The sequence below is a fragment of the Stenotrophomonas sepilia genome (genome assembly GCF_003244875.1).
Taxonomy (GTDB): domain Bacteria; phylum Pseudomonadota; class Gammaproteobacteria; order Xanthomonadales; family Xanthomonadaceae; genus Stenotrophomonas; species Stenotrophomonas sepilia.
On the sequence record NZ_LXXZ01000026.1, the window covers coordinates 209,253 to 232,837 of the forward strand.

General features: G+C 65.9%; 23 protein-coding genes. 5 read left to right on the forward strand and 18 right to left on the reverse strand.

From position 1 onward, the window contains the following. Positions 1-35: 35 nt before the first annotated feature. From A7X97_RS03400 to grxD, 9 genes are all read right to left on the reverse strand, one after another. Positions 36-3,782, reverse strand: coding sequence for a pilus assembly protein (locus A7X97_RS03400; protein ID WP_088497719.1), 3,747 nt, complete (start codon positions 3,780-3,782; stop codon positions 36-38). Positions 3,783-3,793: 11 nt separating this feature from the next. Beyond that, complete coding sequence (locus A7X97_RS03405; RefSeq protein WP_072166745.1) at positions 3,794-4,309, reverse strand: pilus assembly PilX family protein; 516 nt, start codon at positions 4,307-4,309, stop codon at positions 3,794-3,796. Positions 4,310-4,311: 2 nt separating this feature from the next. Beyond that, positions 4,312-5,472, reverse strand: coding sequence for a PilW family protein (locus tag A7X97_RS03410; protein WP_061478492.1), 1,161 nt, complete (start codon positions 5,470-5,472; stop codon positions 4,312-4,314). 2 nt (positions 5,473-5,474) lie between these two features. Then, positions 5,475-5,948 (reverse strand): type IV pilus modification protein PilV, encoded by a 474-nt coding sequence (pilV, locus tag A7X97_RS03415; protein WP_061478493.1) that lies wholly within the window; start codon positions 5,946-5,948, stop codon positions 5,475-5,477. Then, positions 5,945-6,460: a GspH/FimT family pseudopilin gene (locus A7X97_RS03420; RefSeq protein WP_088497718.1), complete on the reverse strand. Its 516-nt coding sequence runs from the start codon at positions 6,458-6,460 to the stop codon at positions 5,945-5,947. Before A7X97_RS03420 ends, pilV begins: the two co-directional genes overlap by 4 nt. A 161-nt stretch (positions 6,461-6,621) precedes the next feature. Further along, positions 6,622-8,010, reverse strand: coding sequence for a nucleotide 5'-monophosphate nucleosidase PpnN (gene ppnN, locus A7X97_RS03425; protein ID WP_088497717.1), 1,389 nt, complete (start codon positions 8,008-8,010; stop codon positions 6,622-6,624). Positions 8,011-8,263: 253 nt separating this feature from the next. After that, positions 8,264-11,467: a TonB-dependent receptor gene (locus A7X97_RS03430; protein WP_245884940.1), complete on the reverse strand. Its 3,204-nt coding sequence runs from the start codon at positions 11,465-11,467 to the stop codon at positions 8,264-8,266. A gap of 232 nt (positions 11,468-11,699) precedes the next feature. Beyond that, a complete protein-coding gene (locus tag A7X97_RS03435) occupies positions 11,700-12,476 on the reverse strand; it encodes an SDR family NAD(P)-dependent oxidoreductase (RefSeq protein WP_088497715.1) in 777 nt (258 codons plus the stop codon). Then, positions 12,473-12,793, reverse strand: a complete 321-nt coding sequence (gene grxD, locus A7X97_RS03440) for a Grx4 family monothiol glutaredoxin (protein WP_005415957.1) — start codon at positions 12,791-12,793, stop codon at positions 12,473-12,475. Before grxD ends, A7X97_RS03435 begins: the two co-directional genes overlap by 4 nt. Before the next feature lie 120 nt (positions 12,794-12,913). Here grxD and A7X97_RS03445 point away from each other — a divergent pair, with 120 nt between their 5' ends. Beyond that, entirely contained in the window at positions 12,914-13,492 is a 579-nt protein-coding gene (locus A7X97_RS03445; RefSeq protein ID WP_111007593.1) for a superoxide dismutase, read from the forward strand. A 114-nt stretch (positions 13,493-13,606) separates the two neighbouring features. Here the strand turns inward: A7X97_RS03445 and A7X97_RS03450 are convergent, their stop codons facing one another. The 3 genes from A7X97_RS03450 to purE form a co-directional block, all read right to left on the reverse strand. Further along, positions 13,607-13,948: a carboxymuconolactone decarboxylase family protein gene (locus tag A7X97_RS03450; protein ID WP_088497714.1), complete on the reverse strand. Its 342-nt coding sequence runs from the start codon at positions 13,946-13,948 to the stop codon at positions 13,607-13,609. 125 nt (positions 13,949-14,073) lie between these two features. Next, a complete protein-coding gene (locus A7X97_RS03455; protein WP_111007594.1) occupies positions 14,074-15,222 on the reverse strand; it encodes a 5-(carboxyamino)imidazole ribonucleotide synthase in 1,149 nt (382 codons plus the stop codon). Further along, the gene (gene purE, locus A7X97_RS03460) at positions 15,219-15,722 is read right to left on the reverse strand and encodes a 5-(carboxyamino)imidazole ribonucleotide mutase (protein ID WP_005412808.1); all 504 of its coding nucleotides are present in this window, start codon (positions 15,720-15,722) and stop codon (positions 15,219-15,221) included. The genes A7X97_RS03455 and purE overlap by 4 nt, the downstream gene beginning before the upstream one ends. Before the next feature lie 58 nt (positions 15,723-15,780). Between purE and A7X97_RS03465 the strand changes: the two genes are divergently transcribed. From A7X97_RS03465 to A7X97_RS03480, 4 genes are all read left to right on the forward strand, one after another. Then, positions 15,781-16,050, forward strand: coding sequence for a Trm112 family protein (locus A7X97_RS03465; RefSeq protein WP_088497712.1), 270 nt, complete (start codon positions 15,781-15,783; stop codon positions 16,048-16,050). Further along, positions 16,047-16,898: a carboxylating nicotinate-nucleotide diphosphorylase gene (gene nadC, locus A7X97_RS03470; protein WP_005415952.1), complete on the forward strand. Its 852-nt coding sequence runs from the start codon at positions 16,047-16,049 to the stop codon at positions 16,896-16,898. The genes A7X97_RS03465 and nadC overlap by 4 nt, the downstream gene beginning before the upstream one ends. A 117-nt stretch (positions 16,899-17,015) precedes the next feature. Further along, positions 17,016-18,005, forward strand: coding sequence for a DUF2272 domain-containing protein (locus tag A7X97_RS03475; protein WP_072166751.1), 990 nt, complete (start codon positions 17,016-17,018; stop codon positions 18,003-18,005). 67 nt (positions 18,006-18,072) lie between these two features. Further along, on the forward strand, positions 18,073-18,423 hold the full coding sequence (locus tag A7X97_RS03480; RefSeq protein ID WP_072166752.1) for a DUF3301 domain-containing protein: 351 nt from the start codon (positions 18,073-18,075) through the stop codon (positions 18,421-18,423). A gap of 85 nt (positions 18,424-18,508) precedes the next feature. On the opposite strand, the gene A7X97_RS03485 is transcribed toward A7X97_RS03480, so the two are convergent. The 6 genes from A7X97_RS03485 to A7X97_RS03510 form a co-directional block, all read right to left on the reverse strand. Then, complete coding sequence (locus A7X97_RS03485) at positions 18,509-18,961, reverse strand: ClpXP protease specificity-enhancing factor (protein ID WP_005412806.1); 453 nt, start codon at positions 18,959-18,961, stop codon at positions 18,509-18,511. Positions 18,962-19,045: 84 nt separating this feature from the next. After that, positions 19,046-19,681: a glutathione S-transferase N-terminal domain-containing protein gene (locus A7X97_RS03490; RefSeq protein ID WP_005415948.1), complete on the reverse strand. Its 636-nt coding sequence runs from the start codon at positions 19,679-19,681 to the stop codon at positions 19,046-19,048. A gap of 134 nt (positions 19,682-19,815) precedes the next feature. Continuing rightward, on the reverse strand, positions 19,816-20,565 hold the full coding sequence (locus A7X97_RS03495) for a cytochrome c1 (RefSeq protein WP_088497709.1): 750 nt from the start codon (positions 20,563-20,565) through the stop codon (positions 19,816-19,818). Next, the gene (locus A7X97_RS03500) at positions 20,558-21,817 is read right to left on the reverse strand and encodes a cytochrome b (RefSeq protein WP_005408840.1); all 1,260 of its coding nucleotides are present in this window, start codon (positions 21,815-21,817) and stop codon (positions 20,558-20,560) included. The genes A7X97_RS03495 and A7X97_RS03500 overlap by 8 nt, the downstream gene beginning before the upstream one ends. Beyond that, positions 21,817-22,437: a ubiquinol-cytochrome c reductase iron-sulfur subunit gene (petA, locus tag A7X97_RS03505; protein ID WP_004151998.1), complete on the reverse strand. Its 621-nt coding sequence runs from the start codon at positions 22,435-22,437 to the stop codon at positions 21,817-21,819. The genes A7X97_RS03500 and petA overlap by 1 nt, the downstream gene beginning before the upstream one ends. A 194-nt stretch (positions 22,438-22,631) precedes the next feature. Then, the gene (locus tag A7X97_RS03510; RefSeq protein ID WP_088497708.1) at positions 22,632-23,552 is read right to left on the reverse strand and encodes a lytic transglycosylase domain-containing protein; all 921 of its coding nucleotides are present in this window, start codon (positions 23,550-23,552) and stop codon (positions 22,632-22,634) included. Positions 23,553-23,585 lie beyond the last annotated feature (33 nt).

Genomic DNA, 23,585 nt, shown 5'->3' on the forward strand with positions numbered 1-23,585 from the left:
ACGGGCTCCTGCTGCCGGGGAAGGATGGACGCCGGTCACTGGATCTGCCTCCAGGACTGGCGGCCACAGGGGTATGGCAGGTACATCGGATCAGCACCGGCCACCGAGATCTGCATCAGGCACGCCTCACCGGGCGGCTGCGGCGGCGGATTGCCGGGAGTGCTGTCCGGCGGCGCCAAGCGCGGCACCACCGACGTCGTCACGTCCCTCACCGGCGCGTTGCCGCCCGTGTTGAGAGCAACGCCGGCCGTACCCGCCCCCGGCGATCGGCCGTCGGGGGCTCCGAAGCGCACCTGCGACATCGCGGCCTGGCCGGTGCTGGCCTGCAGGCCGAGCAGCCAGTTCGCACCGTCCACCGAGCAACCCTGAGCGTCGGACGGAATATAGGTCGGGAAGAACACCACGCCGGACACGATCCTCGGATTACCGACCGCACGCTCCTTGTTGGCCAGCACCACGGTCCAGCCGCGGCTGACCGTAGGCACGGTCCCGCCACGCAATGTCCGCACGCCGGAACCAATCTCGGCCGTATACGAGCTCAGGTTTGCCGAGGTCAGCGTCGTCGTCGGCTGGCCCGCTGCGGTGTCGTTGATACCGTACAACGCCTGCACCGCCGTATCGTTCTCGTCACCGTAGTAGGAGAAGCTGCCGGTGCCGAAGATCAGCATCACGCCACCGGACGGCCCGGTGGTCACCGTCATGCCACCGGTGATCGGCTGGCGGTAGGTCCGGCGGTCGGCGGGATCGACATGGGTATTGGTGGTGAACAACGGTACGGTTGGCGCGGTAGTCCCGCGCAGGTCGAACTTCCAGATAACGCCACGCTTGTCGGCGCCATAGACCGTATCGGCCAGGCCATCGCGCACCCGCGCGTTCTGCCCGGTTCCACCCCAGCGATCAACCACCACGATGTTGCCCAGCCCGTTGCTGCCCGACGGCAGGTTGGTACCCGACTCGATCGCCTCGATCATGCGGATGGTCGGCGTGCGGCCTGCCACCATGTCAACCACGAACAGTACCGCCTTGCCACTCCTACTCTCGTAGCCGTTACCGAAGATCGCCTTGAAGCCCACCGAACCGTCGGCGTTCTTCACCGGCACGATCACCGGCTTGCCCAGCACATGGCCGATGTTGGCGCGCACAGCATCGTCAAGCGAAGCGTCGAGGTCACTGATCTCCCACAGCAGGGAGCCGGTGGCGCCGAAGTTGCCCGGATCGGACACATTCAGCGCGAACACACTGCGGCCGCCGGCACCGGCCGTGCCCACCAGTGACGTGGTCCACCCGTTGCTGCCGTAGGTGTCGCTGATCGTCACCGGGCCATCGACGTAGTAACGGTGCTGGAAACGCTGGGCGTTCTGGTTGGTGGGGTCGTTAGGCAGCAACAGGTTGCCCATGTGGCCCAACGCGGTCGAGGGAATGTAGGCGAACCGCTCCTTGCCACCGTCGGCGTCCATCTGGCCGTCGGCGCCCATGCCACCATCGAAGGCATGCAACATGCCGTCGTTGGCGCCGGCGTAGACCATGTAGCGGCGACCATTGCGCTTGGTGGTCATGTAGGCGGCGTAACTGCTGCCCATCGTGCCCGGAAGGCGGCCAAACCCATAGTCATCCAGAGGCGAACTCAGCACCGGGGTGGAGGTGATGATGTCGCCAAGTACCGTGCTGCGATCACGCAGCTTGCCGCCGTTGCGCTTCTCGCTGGAGGTTTCACCACGCAGGTAGGCCACGGCCGTGGCGGAATCGGTGGCTAGGCCAGCCAGCTCGGACGCGCTGCAGATCAGGATGCCCGGATACAGCGTCGACGACTTGGTGCACAGATTGGCCAGGCTGACATTGCTGCCGGTGAAGTCTTCCAGCGCGCCGTTGCGCCAGAACCGGATGCGGCGTGATGCAGGCGCCGGCATCTTCGCAGATGCTTCCCAGGCCTCTTCCGAAACGATCTTGCGGGTGGACGGCTCGACGCTCAGCTTGAAGGCGCGCAACTTGCTGTACCAGTCGGTGCCGTTGTTGGTGGCCTCGTAGAACGGCTCCACCGACAACGAGCCGACGCCGATGCGTGCGCCGGTCAGCGAACGCGAGCCGGACGGCGTGGCGCCCTGGGCGACGTTGCTGATGATACGGCGCATGGCTGCGGTGATTTCGGCCGGGCGCGTGGCGTTGACCATTTCGCCACGGGTGTCATAGACCGCGTTCCACAGCTCATCAACGGCCTCGGGCTTGAGGTCCTGCGTCGTCGTCGGGAAGTTGGGCTTGACGACGTACGGGTCCGGGCTGAGCACCCACGGGCGCACTGGATCCGGCAGGTACCGGACGCCGAACTCCTTGCCCTGCGTGCCCAGCGTCACGCCGTAGAAATTCATGTGCAGGTGGGTCTTGCAATCCAGCGACGGATTTGGATTCGGCCCCTTGCACTCGGCCGGCACCGGCACGGAATTGGTCTCCTTGCCCGGCACGAGAGAACTGTTGTAGTACGGCGCTACGAGATCCTTCATCAGCGTCGTGTTGCCGGACTCATTGATATAGCCATCGGTGAACAGCATGCCCGCATTCTTCTGGCATGACAGGAGCACCGGCGCGTTCTGATCCGTGCGCTGGAATTGTTCGCCAAGGTACTGTGCGGCGGAACGATTGGGCGTACTGCTGCTGGCACGCATTTCGCCGATGATCTGGCTGAGCAGCTGCTGCTTCTCCGGCTCGTTGGTCATGTTGAACATGGTCACCGCGCGGCGGCCATTGATACGGAACCAGCCCACGCGCAGATTAGTCGTGTCGTACAGCGCATTCGTAGCCGCACCGATCAGCGCTTCGCGTCGCGTCCGGTACAGGCTGAACCAGTTGGCGAAGCTCTGCATGGCAGCGTTGTACTTCGCTTGATTGTTGCCGAAGTTCGCAAGCTTGATTTCGTACTTGTACAACGTACCCGGCCGGCCGCCCGGAGGATTTGCAACGGCAACAGGAGCCGCGGTGTACCCATATTCCGCCGGCAGCGTAGACGGATCTGCCAGGAAGAACGTAGCCGGATAGAAGCCGACGGCAGCATCGCAGCTTGAGCTGCTGATGGTAGTCTGGCGCGTCACGTTGTCGAACGAGCCTTCCTGCCGGACAGCCCCCCCGCTCAGGTTGCATCGCCCACGCTCAATACGGGTTCCGACCGGCAGCGTCATGCCGGAACGGAAGCGGAAGCGCCAGTTCGCGCCGGTCCGCCCGCCGGTGTCCATGCTGGTCAGCAGCGAGTCCACAGTCAGGTCCAGCGCGCCAGCGATCTTGTTCGGTGCATTGCCCGGACGCGGGTCCAGCGGCGCGCTGGACGCCCTGATGTCCAGATAGTTGGCAAGGGCTGTATCGGACAAGCCGGTCTTCCAGCCAGGATAGATCTCACGCGGGTCGTAGTAGGACGGGTTGACGTCCGGTGATCGGGCGAAACCGAAGCTGTCGAGCGGCGGGATGGCCGCCTGGTCGTCGCGTCCATAGCTGGGGAAGACGTACAGGTAGCGCTGCCCAGACCCATCGTAGCCGTTGACGGCACCCTGGTTGTAGAAGCCACTGCCATCCCAGCGGTACACGCCATCGCGCGTGTTGTTCAATGTTTCCCACAGCATCGAGCCGGAATCATCCAGCGCCATCAGGAAGGCCGGCGGCGTCTGCACCTGGATGTTCAGCGGCGCCTGCGCCAGCGTGCCCTGGGCCTGGGCCGCCATCAGGCTGTAGATGACATAGCCGCCCCCGAGCGCCAGTGCGGCGCCGCCTGCGGCCATGAAACGGAATTTGCGCGAAGCCATGGCCTGCGTCCTCAGAGTTTGAATACGGTATCGATGACCACCGACGACGAGCTCGCATCGGCATCGTCGGTCGCGAAGCCGGTGATCTGGTAGATCGGCGTGACGTCTTCCAGCGGACGGCCCATGTCGAGCGACGATTCGCCCATCACACAGCTGTCAATCTGGCGGACATTGACCGCAGGACGCGTCTGGTTGCGGCGGCTTTCGGCCCAGATGGCCGGATCGAAGCCGTCATCGCAGACCCGCGACAGAGTGCTGGACTGCACCAGGCTGTCGTTCCCCACATCCTGACGGTTGGCGATTTTCTCCACCGAGCGTTCGGCCGCACGCACCACGCCCTCCGAGTTCTGGAAGGCCCGGTTGGCGGCGCGGTAGTTCGCTGCCATCTTCTCCTGCATGCCGGCCACCTGCATGCCCGCAATGCCGAGCAGCGCCAGCAGGATGAGCATGATCAACGCGACATAGAGCACGGCGCCGCGCTGGGTGCGAGCGGAGGCGGGCCTGAACGAACGTGAGAAGGTCGTCATGATCAGTTCCCGAACAGGCGATTGCGCAGTGCAATCGAGACTTCATAGCTGGAGCGGTAGCGGCCGTCAGGCTTGTCACTGCTGGCAAAGCCAACGCCGAGTACCGACAGCGGGTTGGCCGGCGTGCTCGAAGACGACGGCGTCGGGCTGCGTGCCAGCAGCCCCACCTGCACCTGCCCCACCCGCAGCCACTGCGCGGCACCGGCAGCGTTAGCGTTGCTGCTGACGCCAGTCGCGGCGGCCAGGCGGGTGATGTTGCCGGCCGGCGGCGTGCCCAGGCTGATGTTGGCGGTACTGTCCAGGCCATACAGCAGCTGCAGGCTTTCGATGCCTTCCACAAGTTCTTCATTGACCGCATAGGCGCCAGCACTGTTGGCGCGCGCACGACGCAGGCCCGGCTGACCGGTCTCCGGATTGATGCCGACGTAATAGACCATCGACTCGGCGCGATAGAGCATCGTCTGCCCGGTCGGCTGCGCGGCATAGCGCGACAGGTCCAGCGAGGGCGCGGTCACACGTGCCGCACTCAACGTACCGGCGAAGATGTCCGCATGGGCACAGTCGGCGATGCCGAACAAGGTCGGTGCCGCCACGCCCCCCGAGGTGAGCCTGGCCACCCGGGTGCTGTCCATGTCCAGTAGCGCATTGCCGCCGCTGGACGAAATGCCGGTCACCGGCACCCCCTCAGGGGCCAGGTAGCGCAGTACCAGCACATCGCTTCCGCCTGCCGGCGCAGGGCTGAGCCGGGTGATCGCTGCCGGCAACGCTGACGGTGCGGACCATGTCGCCCCGAGTGCGAGCCTCCCGCCCGGCGCGGTTCCCGGTGCATCGAAGCCCTGGATGGAAACGCTGAAATCAAGCGGGCTGCCATCGCCCGAGGATGCACCCAGATGCGATACCGGATCGCCTTGGTTCTTCACCACGTGGGCCTGGTCGTTCACGCAGCCCATGTGCCCGGCCATGCGGATGTCTCGCTCAAGGAAATCCAGCGCGAAACGGGCGTTCTCCTGCACGCGCGAGGCCCCCTCGGACAGTCGCGAGGCAGCCTGCGAGGCCATGAAGACCTGCACCACCCCCAGCATCAGCACCAGGCTGATTACCAGGGCGATCATCAGTTCCACCAGCGACAGGCCGGCCATGGTGGCACGTCGGTTCAGGCGCATGCTCACAGCTCCGTAGCCAATGCAAAGGTGGTGGCCTTGTCCGGGTCATCCGGATCCCAGCGCTGGTCGCCCCAGGTGATCGCCACATTGACCACGCCGCCATTGAAGGTGACATTGGCGCCTGCATCGTCGCCCAGCGCCTTCACCACCTGGCATTGCCAGCGCGCGATCTTCTTTTCAATGGAGACGTCGCCGGTATCGCTGGTGCACGCGGTGGCGGCGGTCTTGCTGCCTGCCGCGAACGACGCGCCGGTGTACCAGGCCGCCTGGAAGCGGTTGCTGCGCATCTGCTCGGTCAGGTCGTACGCAAGGTTGGTGGCCTGGGTTCGATAATTGGCGCTCTGCACGAATCGGACGTTCATGGTCTGCAAGAGAGCAAAACCCAGCAGGCCGAACGCCAACACGATGATGGCGATCAGTACTTCAAGCAGGGTGAAGCCCCCGGCCTGGCGCGCACGGAAGGTACGGGTGGTCATGGACAGGCTTCCTTAGTGCTGCGGATCTGCCCGGAGGCGTTCACCGTCAGTGTGCGCTTGTGCAGTGCGCCCTTGCTGCAGACGTCCGGCTCCAGCCGTACATCCTGCTCGGCGCTGGCGCGGCGACGGCCGCGCCCGTCAAAGGCGATCTCCGTGGCCGGCCCAGTGATCTTCAGCTTGGGATTGCCACTGACGAAGCGCAGGACGGTTTCACCTGCCGACAGCGCACCGTCGCCATTGGCATCGGCAAAGGCCAGCATGCCGCCCGACCAGCCACCATCACAGCTGGCACCGTCGCTGCTTCCACAGACGCCGCCACCGCGGTTGCTGCGGATCGCCTCGCTGCGGGCAAGACTGAGCAGGCCCAGGACCTCGTTGTTGGTCGAGCTCACCCGGCTCGAACGGATCGTGCTCTGGAAACTTGGAAAGGCGATCGCAGCCAGGACCGCCACCACGGCGATGGTGACCATCAGCTCGATCAAGGTGAAGCCGTTTTCCCGGCGCAAAGACATTGGACGCTCCCCAGCGTGTTGGTGGCCACGATGGGCCATCGCCCCGCCACCGGCAAGCGGCGGCAGGATGAACGGTCAATCCGGGGCGACGGGCGTCAAAGGCTTGACGACCCGTCCTCCCCTGCCAGTGCCGGCGCGATCCCCATCACGCCGGCCCGGGTTCAGGCCAGCACCTGGTAGCAGGGCTGGTACTCGCCGGAGATCTTCATCCGGCGCTGCTCGACGAAGGCGCGCAGCAGCGCATCCAGCGCCTGCATCATGTCCGGGTCGCCGTGGATCTGGAACGGCCCGAACTGCTCGATGCGGCGCATGCCGTCTTCCTTCACGTTGCCGGCGACGATGCCCGAGAACGCGCGGCGCAGGTCGGCCGCCAGCGCGTGCGGGGCACGCCCATGGTGCAGGTCCAGCGCGGCCATCGCTTCGTGGGTGGGTACGAACGGCTGCTGGTACTCCCACGGAATCTCGATCGACCAGTTGAAGAAGAACGAGTCCTTCTGCGCCAGACGGTGCTCGCGCACGCGCTTGATGCCGTTGGCCATCTTCTTCGCAACCGCCACCGGGTCGCCGATGATGATCTCGTAGCGATCGGCAGCCGCATCGCCCAGGGTCAGGCGGATGAAGCGATCAATCTGCTCGAAGTACGGTGCCGCTACCGTCGGGCCGGTCAGGATCAGCGGGAACGGCAGGTCCTTGTTCTCCTCGCGCAGCAGGATGCCGAGCAGGTACAGGATCTCTTCGGCGGTACCGACGCCACCGGCGAACACGATGATGCCGTGGCCGATGCGGACGAAGGCCTCAAGGCGCTTCTCGATGTCCGGCATGATCACCAGGTGGTTGACGATCGGGTTCGGCGACTCGGCGGCGATGATGCCCGGCTCGGTCAGGCCGATGTAACGCGTCACGGTACGGCGCTGCTTGGCGTGGGCGATGGTGGCACCCTTCATCGGGCCCTTCATCGCACCCGGGCCACAGCCGGTGCAGATGTCCAGGCCGCGCAGGCCCAGTTCATAGCCCACCTGCTTGGTGTACAGGTATTCGTCGCGCGAGATCGAGTGTCCGCCCCAGCACACCACCAGGTTCGGATCACCCGGATTGAGGATGCGCGCGTTGCGCAGCAGGCCGAACACCGCGTTGGTGATGCCCTCGGATGACTCCAGCTCGGCCGCGTAGGCCGGGCCCATTTCGATGGCCATGTAGGCCAGGTCGCGCACGACGGCGAACAGCAGTTCGGCGACACCGCGGATGATCTCGCCGTCGACGAAGGCCATCGCCGGTGCGTTGACCAGATCGATGCGCACGCCGCGATCCTGCTGCGCTACCTGGATGTCGAAATCAGGGTAGAGATCGCGCGCGGCGCGCGGATCGTCGGAGGCGCTGCCGCTGGTCAGCACGGCCAGCGCGCAGCGGCGCAGCAGCTCATGCATGCCGCCGGCGGAGGCATCGCGCAGGCGTGCCACCTCGGCCCGCGACAACACATCCAGCCCACCGCGCGGGTAGATCCGGGCATCCTGCACCGGCAGTGCACGGGCCGATTTTTCGTTCGTGGTCATGTCCAATTTTTCGCTTCCTTCAAGGTTTCCGACTGTACTGCCGCCCCCTTAAAAAGCAAAACGGCCGGGAAGCCCGACCGTTGGATGTGTACCGCCCGCGTCCGCCATTTCGGGACCGCATCGGCGGCGTTGGCACCGCGCACATTTCTGGATGCTACGCCGTTGCCCCACGCCCTGCAAGAACTTTCGCCTGAACGGAAAACGGCCGGGTTTCCCCGGCCGTTTCCGTTTACAGCCACGCTACGTCAGTGCATCAGAACTGGTAGCGGAAGCCCAGCTGCAGCGACCACTGCGAGACACCGACGTCGAAGCCATCTGCGTCGTTGTTGGCCACCGTCGGCAGGTCAGCACCGCGGAAGTTGTAGACGTACTTGCCGTCCTTGATGCCCTGCAGGGTAGCCACGCGCGCATCGGCGAAGAAGCCGTAGTCGTAGATGTTGCCCCACTTCTTGTTGAGCATGTTGCCGACGTTCTGGATGTCCAGCCACACTTCCGACTTGTGACCCTTCATGAAGCCCGGCAGCTGCTGGCTGATACGGATATCGAAGGTATTGATCCAGCCGGTACGGAACTGGTTGGCCGGAGCGTAGCCACCTGCGTACTTGGCCAGCTGCGGGTTGGCCGCCAGCCATTCGTAGAACGACTTCTCCATAGCCGCATCCGGGGTGAAGTTGCTGCCCACCAGATTGCCGAACAGAACCTCACCCGGGTTCGGCACGTAGAACAGGTCGTTCGCGGAGCGGCCGTCGCCGTTGGCATCGTTCACGTACACGTAGCTGTACGGACGGCCGCTGCGGCCCTCATACACCAGGCCGACCTTGGTTTCGTAGTCGCCGAAGAACTTGTGCTTCCAGTTCAGCGAGCCCGACAGGCGGTCACGGATCTGGTAGCGCGAGGTGTTCTCGGTTTCGCTGTTGGCGTTGAAGGCGTACTGGTAGTTCCAACCCGAGCTTGCGGTGGAGCTGGTCAGCGAACCCACTTCAGTAGCGTCGGTGTAGGTGTAACCGATGTTCCAGGACCAGTCACTGGCGTCCGACCACGGCTTGCTCAGCGACACGGTGAACTGCGAGGTGCGGCCCTTGTCGGTGTTGGCGATTTCGTAGACGGCGTCGTAGCCGCGATTCCGCCCGAAGCGGGCATCGTTGTTGGTCCACAGGTTGCCGTTGCGCGACGCAGCGTAATAGAGCTCACGACCGTCCGGACCCAGCTGCTGCACCGGGCCCAGGTTCAGGTTCCTGTAGTACAGGGCATCCTTGACCTTGGTGACCAGCAGCTCGGCCGAAGCCACGATGCCGTACCACGGGGTTTCATGATCGAAGGCCAGGTTGGCCTTGTACACCGACGGCATCTTGAAGTCGCTGCCGACGAAGTTGACGTTCTGACGGTTCGAGCCCGGGGTAGTCGGGACCGGCTGACTGTCCTTGTTCCCGCTGAACGGCAGCGTGCGATCGTAGGCAGTGTAGGCGTACACCGAATTGTTGAAGCCGGTGGCCGAGTAGCTGTTGCTCAGCCACACCTGCGGCGCATCACCCTGGAACAGGCCCACGCCGCCGCGCAGCTGGGTCGGACGCTCGCTGTCGAAGGTGTAGTTGAAACCGACGCGCGGCTGGATCAGGAACTTGTTGCTCAGCACCTCGCTGTTGTCGCGACCGAAGAAGGTCGAGGCTGCAGCGTTGTAGGTCGGGGCCGGGCTGGTGTCGGCACGGTCGGCACGCACGCCCAGGGTCAGGGTCAGGTTGTTGTTGACATACCAGGTGTCCTGCACGAACAGGGCCAGGTTGCTGTACTTGTAGTCAGCCGGAATCGAGCCCGGGGTGCGCTCCGGGTTGTAGTTGTAGCTGCTCCAGCGGCCAGCGGCGAAGTTGTCCAGGCCGTAGAAGGTGTAGGCACCCCACGAGTTGGCGCCGAAGTAGTTGTAGATGTCGTTGGTGTCGTACGAGGCGCCGAACTTGACGTCGTGGTCACCCAGGGTCCAGGTGGCGGCGGCGTAGTAGTTCCATGCCTTGGTCTCGAGGATGTTGTCCTGCGAATTGACCTCGGTACCCAGGTACAGCGAGTCGCCCGACGGCGCTGCCTCGTTGCCGCCGAAGTAGATGCGGATGCTCGGCGCGTCGGTGGAGACGTTGCGGATCGCCGAGTACTCGCGGTACGACGCCTTCAATTCGGTCGAGAAGTTCGGGGTCCAGTCGCTGAACAGCTGGGCGACGTAGCTCTCGTTGGTCTTGTCATGCTGGTACCAGTACGAGCTCAGCGAGGCCGAACTGGTGGTCATGCCGTTGATGCGCAGCTTGCTCTGGTCGATCTTGCTGTAACGGATGTTGGCGCGGTGGTTCTCGCTGATGTTCCAGTCCAGCTTCAGCGCGTACTCTTCCATCTCCGTGTCGCCGTTGCTTTCCAGACCGCCGGCATTGAAGCCATAGTTCTGCGCGATCTGCTGCGCGCGGGTCACGTCGGCCAGGGTGAACTGCGGATTGGCCTTGCCCAGCGCGGTGCCGCTCAGGTCGGCACCCGGGGCGGCCTGCTTGAACTTTTCATAGTTGGCGAAGAAGAACAGCTTGTCCTTGACGATCGGGCCGCCCAGGGTCATGCCGTAGGTTTCTTCCTTGGTGAAGCCCTTGAACGGCTGGCCTTCCGGGTTGTCGCCGAACCAGTCGCCATCACGGTAGGTGCCGTATACCGAACCGTGGAATTCATTGGTACCCGACTTGGTCACCGCGTTGACGGTGGCACCGGCGGCAGCAGCGATGCTGACGTCGTAGTTCGACAGGTTGATGTCCAGGGCTTCGATGGCTTCCATCGCGACCGGCTGGCGGCGGGTCGGCATGTTGTTGCCTTCCAGGCCGAAGGTGTCGCTGGCCGAGACGCCGTCGATGTTGATCGAGTTGAAGCGCGGGTTCTGGCCACCGGCCGAGATCGAGCCCGAGGCGCGATCGATGAAGGTCACGCGCGGATCCAGGCGCATCAGATCCTGGATGTTGCCGCCGATGGACGGCGCAACTTCGATCTGCTGCTGGCTGATGTTGGTGCCCGAGCCCATCTTGGTGGCGCTGAACACTTCCGAACCACCGCCGACAGCGGTGACCTGCACGGTGTCCAGGTTGGTCGCGGCGAGGTCGCCGGCCAGGGTGGCATTGATGGTGCCGGTCTGGTTCACGCCCAGGTAGACGCCATCTTCGGTCTTGGTGCCTTCACCCGGCTTGGTGATGGTGATCGAGTACGGACCACCCACGCGCAGGCCGCGCGCGTTGTAGCGGCCGGCCGCATCGGTGGTCGCACGCGAAACGGTGCCCGACTCGGTGTGGGTGATGGTGACTTCAGCGCCGGCAACGGGCTGGCCGCTGCGGGACACGACCTGGCCGCCGACACCGGCAGAGGTGCTCTGGGCGAAGGCGGGAGCGGCAGCAAGTGCAGCCACGAGACCAAGGGTAAGCTTGGACATCCGGAGTGGGTGGGTCATTTTTCGGTAGCCTCGATGCGAGTTGGCGATGGCGGAAAAAAAGCGCATCCAAGCAGCCCTGCGGGTGGCTGATCGGAGAGTTATCTGGGGTTCCCTACCGCTCGGCTGAAGGCAGCCCTAACGGTTAACACTAGATTAACACGCTACGCCATCATTGTGACGGTTGTGCGACAAACGGCACCGGTTCGCAACGCAATCGTGACGGGTTCTTCACTCCGTCTTTCCACAGGGCTCACCTTTCCCGGGGCGTCTCACTGGCATCGAGAATCTGCCCGCGCCAGGTGCTCCCAGCGGCGGACAGCAGGGTCACCGCGGCGGCCGCCGCGGCTTCCGGGCCTTGCGCAGCCGGGTCCTGGTCCACGGAATAGGCGCGGGCCCGAAGCGCCGTGCGCAGGGGGCCGGGGTACAGGCCGCTGACCCGGATGGGACTGCGGCCCAGTTCATCGTGCAGGCTGGCGATCAGGCCACGCAGGCCGTGCTGGGCCACGCCATACCCCCCCCAATAGGCCTGCCCCACCCGGTCGGGGGCATCGACCGCGAACACCATGGCGGCATCCTCGCGTTGCCGCAGCAGCGGCAGGCAGGCCTGGGCCAGCCAGGCCGGTGCGGTCAGGGTGACATGGACCGCACGGGCGAAACTGGCCGGGTCAGCCAGTTCAAACGGAGTCAGCCCGGGGAAATGCGCGGCGCAGACCAGCAGTCCATCCAGCCGCCCCAGCTCGCGCTGCAGGGCCTGGGCCAGTTCGGCATAGTCATCGGGACTGGCGCCTTCCAGGTCCAGCGGGTACAGAAGCGGTTCCGGACCGACCGCCTGGACCTGGGCATAGACCCGGTCCAGCCGGCGCGGCTTGCGTCCCAGCAGGACCACGGTGGCACCGGCTGCGGCTGCGGCGACCGCCGCGGCACTGCCCAGCCCTCCCCCGGCGCCGGCGACCAGTACGACGCGATCCTGCAACGGGCGGCCATCGATCGCCCCGTCAGTCGGTGACGTCGACGGCCAGGCACTCATCCCTGGGTCGCCTCTTCGACGATGCGCTTGAGCTCGCCGGATTCAAACAGTTCCATGACGATGTCGCAGCCGCCGATCAACTCACCGTTGATGAACAGCTGCGGGAAGGTCGGCAGATTGGAAAAGCGCGGCAGGTTCGCGCGGATCTCCGGCTCTTCGAGCACGTTGACAGTGCGCAGGGTGACGGCGCCGGCTGCCATCAACGCCTGCACGGCGCGACTGGAAAAGCCGCACATCGGGTATTGCGGGGTGCCCTTCATGAACAGCACGAGCGGGTAACGATCGACCTCGGCCTGGATTTGCTGCATTACCGCCACAACCACACTCCTTGCTTCGCCGGACAAACCGACCGTGATGGTCGGCTAGACTGCCCACGGTAGCCGCCATTGTAAGCAGATGGAACAGGCTACCGCCGTCCCCTGGCCACGAACCTGTCCATGCCCGTCGAATTGCCTGCCCTGCCCTACCTCCCCGGCTCCCTGCAGCCCCACCTGTCCGCGCAGACCGTTGAGTTGCATCACGGCCGCCACCACCGCGCCTACGTTGACGCGGTCAACGCCGGCACTCTCGGCACCGAGTGGGAGGAGGCGTCACTGGAAGAGATCGTGCGCCATGCCCAGGGCACGCTGTTCGATGCGGCCGCCCAGGCCTGGAACCACGGCTTCTATTGGCAGTGCCTGCGCCCGCGCGGCGGCGGCGAGCCGCAGGGCCGGCTGGGCGAGCTGGTCAAGCGCCAGTTCGGTGATGCGCAGCGCCTGCGCGAGGAATTCAACCGCACCGCGCTGGGCCTGTTCGGCTCGGGCTGGGTGTGGCTGGTGCAGCACCCCGGTGGTCAGCTCGGCATCCAGGCCACCCGCAACGCCGGCACGCCACTGACCGGCGAAAGCACCCCGCTGCTGTGCTGCGATGTCTGGGAGCACGCCTACTACACCGATTACCAGAATGATCGCGCGCGTTACCTGAATGCCTTCTGGCAGATGGTCAACTGGGAATTCGCCGAGAGCCAGCTGCGCTGAGGCAGCGGCTCGGTCCCGGGGTAGTGCCGGCCGCTGGCCGGCAACCCACTGGACGCACAAGGATGCCGGGGTTGCCGGCCAGCGGCCGGCACTACCGAAATGCAGAGCGGAGCGTCACGCGTTCTCGTGCGCAGCCACCGCGTCCATCACCCGCGCCGAGTACACCAGCGCCGCGCCGGCATTGAGCGACACCGCCACGCCCAGTGCTTCGGCGATTTCCTCGCGACTGGCGCCCTGCTTCAGTGCAGCGTCCACGTGCACGGTGATGCAGCCGTCGCAGCGGGTGGTCACCGCCACCGCCAATGCGATCAGCTCACGGGTCTTGGCATCCAGGTGGTTGGTCTGGGCACCGGCATTGGCCAGGGTGGCGTAGCCCTTGACCGTGTCCGGCGAGAGCTTGCCGATCTCGCCGATGCGGCCCTTCAGTTCCTTGCGGTAGGCATTCCAGTCAAGCATGGTCGTGACTCCTGTGAAAGGAGCTCCACGCTACCACCGGCAATGGTGCGCCGATGCCTGCACCGGCGCGCCACACCGTTGCAGGCATACAGGGTTGTGCCGGCCATTGGCCGGCACGCCCGGGCTCAGCGGTTGCGCAGCGCGTGCACTGCCGGCGCCACCTGAGCCTGGCGGTCCAGCTCCAGGCCGACCTGGTCCAGCGCATCGGCCAATGCAGCGGCATCATCGTCGCGCAACGTGGCGTGGCCGACCTTGCGACCTTCGCGCGGCTCCTTGCCGTAATCGTGCCAATGGCCACTGGCCTGACCCAGCACCGGCGCCGGATCGGGCATCGCGCCCAGCCAGTTCAGCATGCAGGCATGGCCGAGCATGCGGGTGCTGCCCAGTGGCAGGCCCAGCACGGCACGCAGGTGGTTCTCGAACTGCGAGGTCTCGCTGCCTTCGATGGTCCAGTGCCCGGAGTTGTGCACGCGCGGTGCCATCTCGTTGGCCAGCAGTTCGCCGTCGCGACAGAACAGCTCCAGTGCGAACACGCCCACATACTGCAGGTGCTCGGCGACGCGGCGGGCATAGCCGATCGCTGCCTGCCGCTCGGCGTCGGACAGCACCGCTGGTGCCACGCTGGCCGACAGCACGCCGTCGACATGCCAGTTGCCGGTGACCGGCCAGGCTTCGAAGCTGCCATCGCGGCCACGCACGGCCACCACGCTGACCTCGCGTTGGAAGGCCACGAAGCCCTCCAGGATCAGTCCGGTGCGCTCCGCCTGGGCACCGAGCGCATCCCATGCGGCGTCGATGTCGGCTTCGCTGCGCAGGCGGAACTGACCCTTGCCGTCGTAGCCGAGGCGGCGGGTCTTGAGGATGCACGGCTGGCCGAACTCAGCCGCCTTCGCCGCCAGCTCGTCGCGGTTACGGATGTCGGCGAAGGCCGGCAGCGGAATACCCAGCTGCTGGAACAGGGTCTTCTCGCTCAACCGGTCCTGGGCCACCGCCAGCGCGGCCGGCGGCGGATAGACCGGCACGCGGTCGGCCAGGAACTGTGCACTGTCGGCAGGTACGTTCTCGAAATCGAAGGTGACCACATCGACCTTGGCGGCGAAGTCCGCCAGGGCCTGGCGGTCATCGAAGGCGCCCACGGTGAGCGGCGCCAGCGGGCCGCTGCAGGCGTCGGCGGCCGGGTCGTACAGTTCGAAGCGAAGCCCCAGCGGCGCACCGGCCAGGACCATCATGCGGGCGAGCTGGCCGCCGCCCAGGATGCCGACGGTCAGGCTCATTGGCGCGGATCGTCGTGGGCCATCACGTCTTCGGTCTGGCGTGCACGGAAGGCATCGAGCGCCTGGCCGATCGCCGGCTGGTCGCTGGCCAGCATCGCCGCCGCGAACAGCGCGGCGTTGGAGGCGCCGGCGTTGCCGATGGCGAAGGTGGCGACCGGGATGCCGGCCGGCATCTGCACGATCGACAGCAGGGAATCCATGCCGTTGAGGGCTTTGGACTGCACCGGCACACCCAGCACCGGCACGGCGGTCTTGGCCGCGATCATGCCTGGCAGGTGCGCGGCCCCGCCGGCACCGGCGATGATCGCGCGCAGGCCACGCGGGCCCGCCTGCTCGGCGTAACTGAACAACACATCCGGCGTCCGATGCGCGGACACCACCTTCACTTCGAACGGAACACCCAGGGCTTCAAGCTTCTGGGCGGCGTGCTGCATGGTTTCCCAGTCGGAACGGGAACCCATGACGATGCCGACAAGCGGCGCGATCGGGTTGGGGGTCATTGGCCGTCACCTGCCTTAAAGACGTATTCTAGCCGTCTTCCACGCAAGACGAAGAACCATGGATCGCAAGCTGCTCGACCTGCTGGTGTCCCCGGACACCCGCCAGCCCCTGTCCCTGCTGGATGGCAAGGGCCTGGAAGCCCTCAACAAGGCCATTTCCGCCGGCACGGTGACCAAGGCCGATGGCAACCCGCTGGCGCAGCCGCTGCGCGATGCGCTGGTCACCCGTGACCGCAAGCAGGTGTTCCGCGTCGACGACGGCATCCCGGTGCTGCTGGCCGAGGAAGCCATTCCGACCGCCCAGATCGCCGACTTCCCGGCCGCATGAGCACGCTGCCGACGCCGGATGCGGCCGTTGTCGCCGCCGATGTCGCGCGCGCGCTGGCCGAGGACCTGGGCAGCGGTGACGTCACCGCCGCCCTGCTCCCCGACCAGGCCGACAGCGCCTACCTGCTGTGCAAGCAGGATGCGGTGATCGCCGGGCGGCCCTGGTTCGACGCCACCCATCGCGCGCTCGACCCTGACGTGCGCATTGAATGGCACATCGCCGAAGGCGATGCCGTCACCGCCGGCACCGTGCTGGCCCTGCTGCACGGGCGCAGCCGCAGCCTGGTCAGTGCCGAGCGCACATCGCTGAACTTCCTGCAGACGCTGTCCGGCACCGCGACCACCACTGCCCGCTACGTGGCTGCGGTGGCCGGTACCGGTACCCGCATCCTCGACACCCGCAAGACCCTGCCCGGCCTGCGCCTGGCACAGAAGTACGCGGTGCGCTGCGGCGGCGGCGAGAACCATCGCTTCGGCCTGTACGACACGGTGATGCTGAAGGAGAACCACATCCGTGCTGCCGGTTCGCTGGCCGCGGCGGTGGCCGCCGCACGCCGGCAGTGGCCTGCGCTGCCACTGGTGGTCGAGGTCGAAGACCTGGCACAGCTGCGCCAGGCGCTCGAAGCCGGTTGCGAACGCATCCTGCTGGATGACTTCAGTCCCGACCTGCGCCGCGAGGCGGTGCGCATCACGGCCGGGCGCATTCCGCTGGAAGTCTCCGGCAGCGTCGGCCTGGGCGGCCTGCGTTCGATCGCCGAGGATGGCGTCGATTGCATCTCCATCGGCGGGCTGACCAAGCATGTGCAGGCCATCGATCTGTCGTTGAAGCTGGGCCCGCCGCCGGCTTGAGGCCTACGCGACCTTGTGGAGCCGAGCGTAGGCCCGCCTCTACACGACCCGGGCGCCTTCACGGCTCGGCTACGCCAGCCTCTGCGACGCTGCGGGCATCCCCCACAGGAGCCGCGCATGCGCCGGATGCTCTTGCCTGCCTGTCTGCTGCTCGCGGCAGCCCCCTTGTCCGCCGCAGCCGCTGAAGCCTGCGATGTCCCTCCCCGCTTCGGCCTGAGCCCATTGGCGGTGGCCATCCGCAATACCGCCTGCAATGAACACCGGCTCTGGTTCCGGCCCTTCATCGATCGCGATGGCCGCGCGGCGAGTCTGAGTGTCACCGAGGCCGAGAACGAACACCTGGCCGACAACGGGCTGATTGCCTGGCAGCGCGTGGCCGGCTACTGGCGCAACAGCGGCACGCTCAACGCGATGGGCAGCATCGCCGGTGCCAGCAGCTGCGTGGCACCGCTGGGTACGCGCTACACCGACAGCGACTGCCGCGCCTTCCTGATCGACAATCCGTGGTCGGCCGCTTTCATTTCCTGGGTGATGGTGCAGGCCGGCGTTCCCGGCTTCAACACGTCGCCGCGCCACATCGACTACATCCGTGCCGCGTACCAGGGCGGCCCCTCGGGCGTGCCGTACCGGCTGGTCGATCCCGCGACCGCAAAGCCCGCACCGGGCGATCTGTTGTGCTTCCTGCGCGACCGCAGCACGACGCTCAGCTACAGCGGGCTGGTGCAGGCGCTGGGCAACGGTTCGGTGGGCCACTGGAAATCGCATTGCGAAGTGGTGGTGGCTGCCAACCTGGGGGGCGACCAGACCCTGTACCTGGTCGGTGGCAACGTGATGAACACCGTGGCAATGCGCCTGCTGCCGCTGGACCGTACCGGATTGATCAAGCTGCCCCCGGCACGCGAACGCAACAGCACCGGCATCGACCCCAGCTGCACGCCGGGCCGCGAGGACGAATGCAGCTTCAACCGCCAGGACTGGGCGGCCCTGCTGCAGTTGACCGCGACCGCGCCATTGGTGATGCCGTCACCCTCCGCAGCGCCGATGCAGGCCGTACCGGCCAACGCGCCCGCAGCACCGATGACGGGCCAGCCACCGCCGAGCCGGTGATACCCGTGCTTGATCCAGCGCGCGTTCGCCGCCATCTTTGCCGGATCGACCTCTGACGGCTGACGCCATGCCTACCCTGCTGCTGTTGCTGATTGCCGGCGGAATCATCTACTTCTTCTGGAACGCCGCACGCTCGGCCGCCGAGCGCGCGGTCGAGCTGGGACGCAATGCCTGCCGCGCCGCCGACGTGCAGTGGCTGGACCAGGCGGTGCACGCCACCGGCCTGCGACTGTCGCGTGGCGAGGATGGCCGGCTCGGTTTCGAGCGCACCTTCAAGTTCGAGTATTCCTACGATGGCATCGATCGCCACGTGGGCCGCATGGTGCTGCGTGGCGACCAGCTGATTTCGTTCACCGGCCCCGGTGCCGCGCGGATCAGCCAGATCCGGCCGGATGCGGAGGATGCCGAGGATGCCTAGGGTTTGAAGATGTGCCGGCCAACGGTCGGCACCCACCGCCAAACGGGCAAAGAAAAACGCCGCCCATCGGGCGGCGTCAGAATGGTTACTTGACCACGCGCAGGTTCGGGCGGCCCTTCGGTGGCGGACTGGCCGGCGGCGTGTCGTCCGGCGGCGTGCCTTCCTCGTGCAGCAGCTCATCGCTGGTCGGTGCGGTTTCGTTGCCCGGAATGTCATCCGGCAATGCCATGCCCTGCCCGGTCTCGCGGGCGTAGACCGCCAGCACGGCGCTGATCGGCACCTGCACCGGGTAGCTGGTTCCGGAGAAGCGGGCCGAGAAGCTCACCATTTCGTTGTCGATCATCAGCCGCACGACAGCACGTTCGGCGATGTTGAGCACGACCCGGCCATCCTTGACCGCCGAAGGCGGGACCTGCACGCCGGGGACGCCGGCGTCGACCAGGATGTGCGGGGTCAGCTGGTTGTCGTTGATCCATTCCACCAGCGCCCGCAGCAGGTACGGGCGGTGGCTGGTCATGTGGAAGAAGTCTTCGGTCATGCGTGAAGTGTACGCGCCCGGCGCCCCGCCGGGGCGGATCGTCTGCACGCCGGTCGGCCTGCAGACGGGTAACGCGGGGACGGATCAGACCGGCAGATCGCGCAGTTTCTTTTCCTGCTCGGTCAGGCTGCGGACAAATCCGGGATGGCGGAAGATGCGGTTGCCGTAGTCCTCGATCGCCTTGCCATCCTTCGGCAGCGGCACATCCAGCGACTGCAGGCGCCAGATGATCGGCGCCATCGCGCAGTCGGCCAGGCTCATTTCCGGATTGAGGAAGAATTTGCTGGCCTTGAACAGCGGCAGCGAGGCGGTCAGCAGTTCCTTCAGGCGCTTGCGCCCGGCCTCGGCCTGGGTCTTGTTGCCCAGCTGGATGGCCTGCACCTGCGGCACCCAGTCGTGCTCGATGCGCAGCATGGCCAGGCGGATGCGCGCACGCGACAGCGGGTCGACCGGCATCAGTGGCGGATGCGGGTAGCGCTCATCCAGGTATTCGCTGACCACCGATGCGGCGTACAGCACCAGCTCGCGTTCGACCAGGGTCGGCACCGAGTGGTACGGATTGAGGTCGATCAGGTCTTCAGGCGGGTTCTGCGGATCGACCGGAACGAAGTCGAAGGTGACGCCCTTGGCCGCCAGGACCAGGCGTACACGGTGGCACAGTACGTCGTCGTTCGAGGAAAACAGCGTCAGTGTATTGCGCATGCGTACGCTCGCCGCCATCAAAGGCTCTCCCACGACAGGAGACCGCCTGCCGCATCGGCGCCGCCGGCACCGTGCCAGCGGTCGACTCCTCCCCGAGTGTGCAACCGACCATCACAAAAGCCAATAGGCCCACGCGATGGCCGGCGCCAGAATCAGTGAACGTCCTTCCAGTATTCCTTCTTCAGCAGATACAGCAGGAAGGTCAGCAGGGCCAGGAACAGGATCACCCACACGCCCAGCTGCTGGCGCTTGAGTGCGGCCGGTTCGCCGGCGTATTCGAGGAAGTTGGTGATGTCCCGCACGGCCTGGTCGTACTGCCCGGCATCGACCGATCCCGGCGTTTCAATCTTCAGGCCGGTCACCGGCGGGTCCATGCCGGGCGCTTCCGCCTTGCCGTGCACCGCATGCTGCAGCCCCTGCATCTCCCACAGCGGGTTGGGCATGGAGGCGTTGGCGAACAGCGCGTTGTTCCAGCCCAGCGGGCGGCTGCTGTCCAGATAGAACGACTTGAGATAGGTGTAAACCCAGTCACTGCCCCGCACGCGCGAGATCAGGCTGAGATCGGGCGGCATCTTGCCGAACCACTTCTCCGCGTTCTCCTTGGGCATCGCCACCGGGATCGGGTCGCCGATCGCCGAGCCGGTGAAGTTGAGGTTGTTCATCACCTCTTCTTCGGTCAGGCCCAGGTCCTGCGCCATCCGCGAGTAGCGCAGGTACTTCAGCGCATGGCAGCCGGAGCAGTAGTTCATGTACAGCTGCGCACCCCGCTGCAGCGAGGCGCGGTCACCGAGGTCGTTGCCGGCCTGCAGCAGCTTGGTGCCGCCCTCGGCGGCGGAGGCCAGGAAACTGCCCAGCATCAGGGTGGCCGTCAGGGCCAGCCGGACAATCCAGCGCTCAGTCATGCGTGGTCACCCTCTCCGGTACCGGCTTGGTCTTGTCCAACCTTGTCCATAGCGGCATGGTGATGAAGAACGCGAAGTACAGGAAGGTCAGCACCCGCCCGATGTAGGTTTCATGCACGTCGGTGCCCGGGCCGGAGCCGATCACGCCCAGCCACACGAAGCACACCGCCAGCACGCCCAGCATCACCTTCGAGATCCAGCCGCGGTAGCGCACCGACTTTACCCTGGCCTTGTCCAGCCACGGCACCAGGAACAGGATCGCAATGGCCGAGAACATGACCAGCACGCCACCGAGCTTGTTCGGTACCACGCGCAACATCGCGTAGTACGGCGTGTAGTACCAGACCGGCTTGATGTGTTCGGGGGTCACCAGGCGGTTGGCCTCGGTGAAGTTGTCGTGTTCCAGGAACAGGCCGCCGAAGCCCGGTGCGAAGAAGATGATGAAGGCGGCGATGATCAGCAGGAAGCCGGCGCCGACACCATCCTTGAGCGTGTAGTACGGGTGGAACGGAATACCGTCGGCCGGCGCATTCGGCGACCAGCGGTTGCCCTTCGGTCCTTTCTTGATCTCCACGCCATCGGGGTTGTTCGACCCCACTTCGTGCAGCGCGCCCAGATGCAGCACCACCAGCAACAGCAGCACCAGCGGCAGTGCGATGACGTGCAATGCGAAGAAGCGGTTGAGCGTGGCGTCACTGGGCAGGTAATCGCCCATGATCCATTCGGTCAGGCCGTTGCCGATCACCGGTATCGCGCCGAACAGCGAGATGATCACCTTGGCGCCCCAGAACGACATCTGGCCCCACGGCAGCACATAGCCCATGAAGGCTTCGGCCATCAGCACCAGGTAGATCAGCATGCCCAGGATCCACACCAGCTCGCGCGGCTTCTGGTAGCTGCCGTACAGCAGGCCGCGGAACATGTGCAGGTAGACCACGATGAAGAACAGCGAGGCGCCGGTGGAGTGCATGTAGCGGATCAGCCAGCCCCACTCCACATCACGCATGATGTATTCGATGGAGCCGAACGCCTCCGCGGCGCTGGTCTTGTAGTGCATCGTCAGGAAGATGCCGGTGACGATCTGGTTGACCAGCACCAGCAGTGCCAGCGAGCCGAAGTAGTACCAGATGTTGAAGTTCTTCGGCGCGTAGTACTCGCTGACGTGCTTGCGATAGACCGGCATCAGGCCCGGCGCGCGGGCATTGACCCAGTCGGCGACGCCGCTGGCGGTACGGCTGAGGATATTGGCCATCAGGCAGCCCCCTGCGGATCGACACCGATGATGATGGTGTTGTCGTCCTGGTAGTGGTGCGCGGGCACCTTCAGGTTGATCGGCGCCGGCACATCCTTGAAGACGCGGCCGGACATGTCGAAGCGCGACTTGTGGCAGGGGCAGAAGTAGCCCCCCTTCCACTGCGGGTCATAGGGCTCGGGCCGGATCTCGGCGACCATTTCCGGCGAGCAGCCCAGGTGCGTGCACAGGCCGACCAGCACGGAGATGTCCGGCTTGATCGAGCGCAGCTCGGGGTTCTGCTTCAGCACGTAGTCCGGCTGCTGGTCCTTCTCGCCGGACTCGGGGTCCTTGAGGCGGCCATCCAGCCCGTGCAGTGCATCCAGGATCGCCTTGGACCGCTTGACGATCCAGATCGGCTGGCCACGCCACTCCACGATCAGGCGTTGGCCTTCCTGCAGGGCGCTGATGTCGGCCACGACCGGTGCACCGGCAAGCTTGGCGCGGGCACTGGGGTTCCAGGATTTGATGAAAGGAACGGCGGTGAATCCGACGCCGACGGCGCCAACCACAGCAGTGGTGGCAGAAAGAAAACGCCGACGTCCGGTGTTGACTGGATCGTGTACCCCATCGTTGGCCATCCGGCACTCCGATATTGATTAGGTAGCTTTAAGGCTGCCAGCGGATCCGGTGGGGGCCAGAGCCGCATTGAATCATGGGCGAGTGTAGCGGAACCGTCGCGCGCCACACAACGCATTGCAACAACATTGATTACGGGGTTGCCGGCCAGCGGCCTGCACTACCTTTCAAAGGAGTGCCGACCAACGGTCGGCACCTACTGGTGACTCAGGGCGGTGCGGTAACGCTCGGCCAGCTGCCCAACCCGGCGCACGTAGTACTGGGTCTCGCTGTAGGGCGGCACGCCACCGTGGCGGTCGACCGCGCCTTCGCCGGCGTTGTAGCCGGCCGCGGCCAGGGTCAGGTCGCCATTGAAGCGCTTCAGCAACCACGCAAGATACTGCACGCCACCACGGATGTTCTGCCCCGCATCATAGGAATCGCTGACCCCGAAGCGCGCGGCTGTCGGCGGCATCAGCTGCATCAGCCCCTGCGCGCCGGCGCGGCTGAGCGCGGTCGGGTTGTAGGCCGATTCGGCGTGGATGATGGCACGCACCACGGCCTCCTCGACGCCGAACTCGCGTGCCGCCGAGGTGATCTCGGCCTGGAACGCGGTGGTGTTCAGGCGCACCGAACCGAAGTCCACGCGCGGGTTGACGCCGCACGCGTAGCAGCGCTCCATGAAACTGTAGCGGATGGTGCGCACCGGACCGAGGTTGGCCACCTGGGTCGGCCGCGCACTGGTGTAGTGGCGCACCCCATCCTTCATGAAGGAATAGACGTGGCCGCTGACCATCCGCCCGGCCCGCGAGGCCGTCGGTGCCGCGGCAGGCGCGGGTGCAGCAGGCGTCGGCGCGACCGCAGCGGGCGCAGCAGCGCTGGCCGCCACAGCGACCGGATTGCGTTCGATGCTGGCCACCGAGGTCGGCGCAGGCTTCGGTGCGGCCACCACGGGGCGCGGTGCCGGGCGGGTATCGCGGCTGTAGCTGATGCTGCTGCAGCGCGCGCCGGCCACTCGCTTGCTCACGTAGCTGGTGACCCCGTCGGCGCCCTGGCACTTGTACAGGGTGCCGGCGCTGGCCGGCGCAGCGGTCAGCGCAGCGATGATGATCGCCGTTGTCCCCAGTATCCCCTTCATGCCGCGAGTGTCCCAGCTTCGCCGGGGCTTGCC

What these genes read in the sequence shown, in the direction of transcription:
- A7X97_RS03485 (WP_005412806.1), bottom strand. Translation starts at nt 18,961, where the DNA reads ATGACCGAAGACTTCTTCCACATGACCAGCCACCGCCCGTACCTGCTG.
- A7X97_RS03435 (WP_088497715.1), bottom strand. Translation starts at nt 12,476, where the DNA reads ATGAGTGCCTGGCCGTCGACGTCACCGACTGACGGGGCGATCGATGGC.
- A7X97_RS03410 (WP_061478492.1), bottom strand. Translation starts at nt 5,472, where the DNA reads ATGCGCCTGAACCGACGTGCCACCATGGCCGGCCTGTCGCTGGTGGAA.
- ppnN (WP_088497717.1), bottom strand. Translation starts at nt 8,010, where the DNA reads ATGACCACGAACGAAAAATCGGCCCGTGCACTGCCGGTGCAGGATGCC.
- A7X97_RS03445 (WP_111007593.1), top strand. Translation starts at nt 12,914, where the DNA reads ATGCCCGTCGAATTGCCTGCCCTGCCCTACCTCCCCGGCTCCCTGCAG.
- A7X97_RS03495 (WP_088497709.1), bottom strand. Translation starts at nt 20,565, where the DNA reads ATGACTGAGCGCTGGATTGTCCGGCTGGCCCTGACGGCCACCCTGATG.
- A7X97_RS03455 (WP_111007594.1), bottom strand. Translation starts at nt 15,222, where the DNA reads ATGAGCCTGACCGTCGGCATCCTGGGCGGCGGCCAGCTCGCCCGCATG.
- petA (WP_004151998.1), bottom strand. Translation starts at nt 22,437, where the DNA reads ATGGCCAACGATGGGGTACACGATCCAGTCAACACCGGACGTCGGCGT.
- A7X97_RS03480 (WP_072166752.1), top strand. Translation starts at nt 18,073, where the DNA reads ATGCCTACCCTGCTGCTGTTGCTGATTGCCGGCGGAATCATCTACTTC.
- A7X97_RS03430 (WP_245884940.1), bottom strand. Translation starts at nt 11,467, where the DNA reads ATGACCCACCCACTCCGGATGTCCAAGCTTACCCTTGGTCTCGTGGCT.
- A7X97_RS03465 (WP_088497712.1), top strand. Translation starts at nt 15,781, where the DNA reads ATGGATCGCAAGCTGCTCGACCTGCTGGTGTCCCCGGACACCCGCCAG.
- A7X97_RS03490 (WP_005415948.1), bottom strand. Translation starts at nt 19,681, where the DNA reads ATGGCGGCGAGCGTACGCATGCGCAATACACTGACGCTGTTTTCCTCG.
- A7X97_RS03500 (WP_005408840.1), bottom strand. Translation starts at nt 21,817, where the DNA reads ATGGCCAATATCCTCAGCCGTACCGCCAGCGGCGTCGCCGACTGGGTC.
- nadC (WP_005415952.1), top strand. Translation starts at nt 16,047, where the DNA reads ATGAGCACGCTGCCGACGCCGGATGCGGCCGTTGTCGCCGCCGATGTC.
- A7X97_RS03400 (WP_088497719.1), bottom strand. Translation starts at nt 3,782, where the DNA reads ATGGCTTCGCGCAAATTCCGTTTCATGGCCGCAGGCGGCGCCGCACTG.
- A7X97_RS03405 (WP_072166745.1), bottom strand. Translation starts at nt 4,309, where the DNA reads ATGACGACCTTCTCACGTTCGTTCAGGCCCGCCTCCGCTCGCACCCAG.
- A7X97_RS03510 (WP_088497708.1), bottom strand. Translation starts at nt 23,552, where the DNA reads ATGAAGGGGATACTGGGGACAACGGCGATCATCATCGCTGCGCTGACC.
- A7X97_RS03450 (WP_088497714.1), bottom strand. Translation starts at nt 13,948, where the DNA reads ATGCTTGACTGGAATGCCTACCGCAAGGAACTGAAGGGCCGCATCGGC.
- A7X97_RS03475 (WP_072166751.1), top strand. Translation starts at nt 17,016, where the DNA reads ATGCGCCGGATGCTCTTGCCTGCCTGTCTGCTGCTCGCGGCAGCCCCC.
- purE (WP_005412808.1), bottom strand. Translation starts at nt 15,722, where the DNA reads ATGACCCCCAACCCGATCGCGCCGCTTGTCGGCATCGTCATGGGTTCC.
- A7X97_RS03420 (WP_088497718.1), bottom strand. Translation starts at nt 6,460, where the DNA reads ATGTCTTTGCGCCGGGAAAACGGCTTCACCTTGATCGAGCTGATGGTC.
- pilV (WP_061478493.1), bottom strand. Translation starts at nt 5,948, where the DNA reads ATGACCACCCGTACCTTCCGTGCGCGCCAGGCCGGGGGCTTCACCCTG.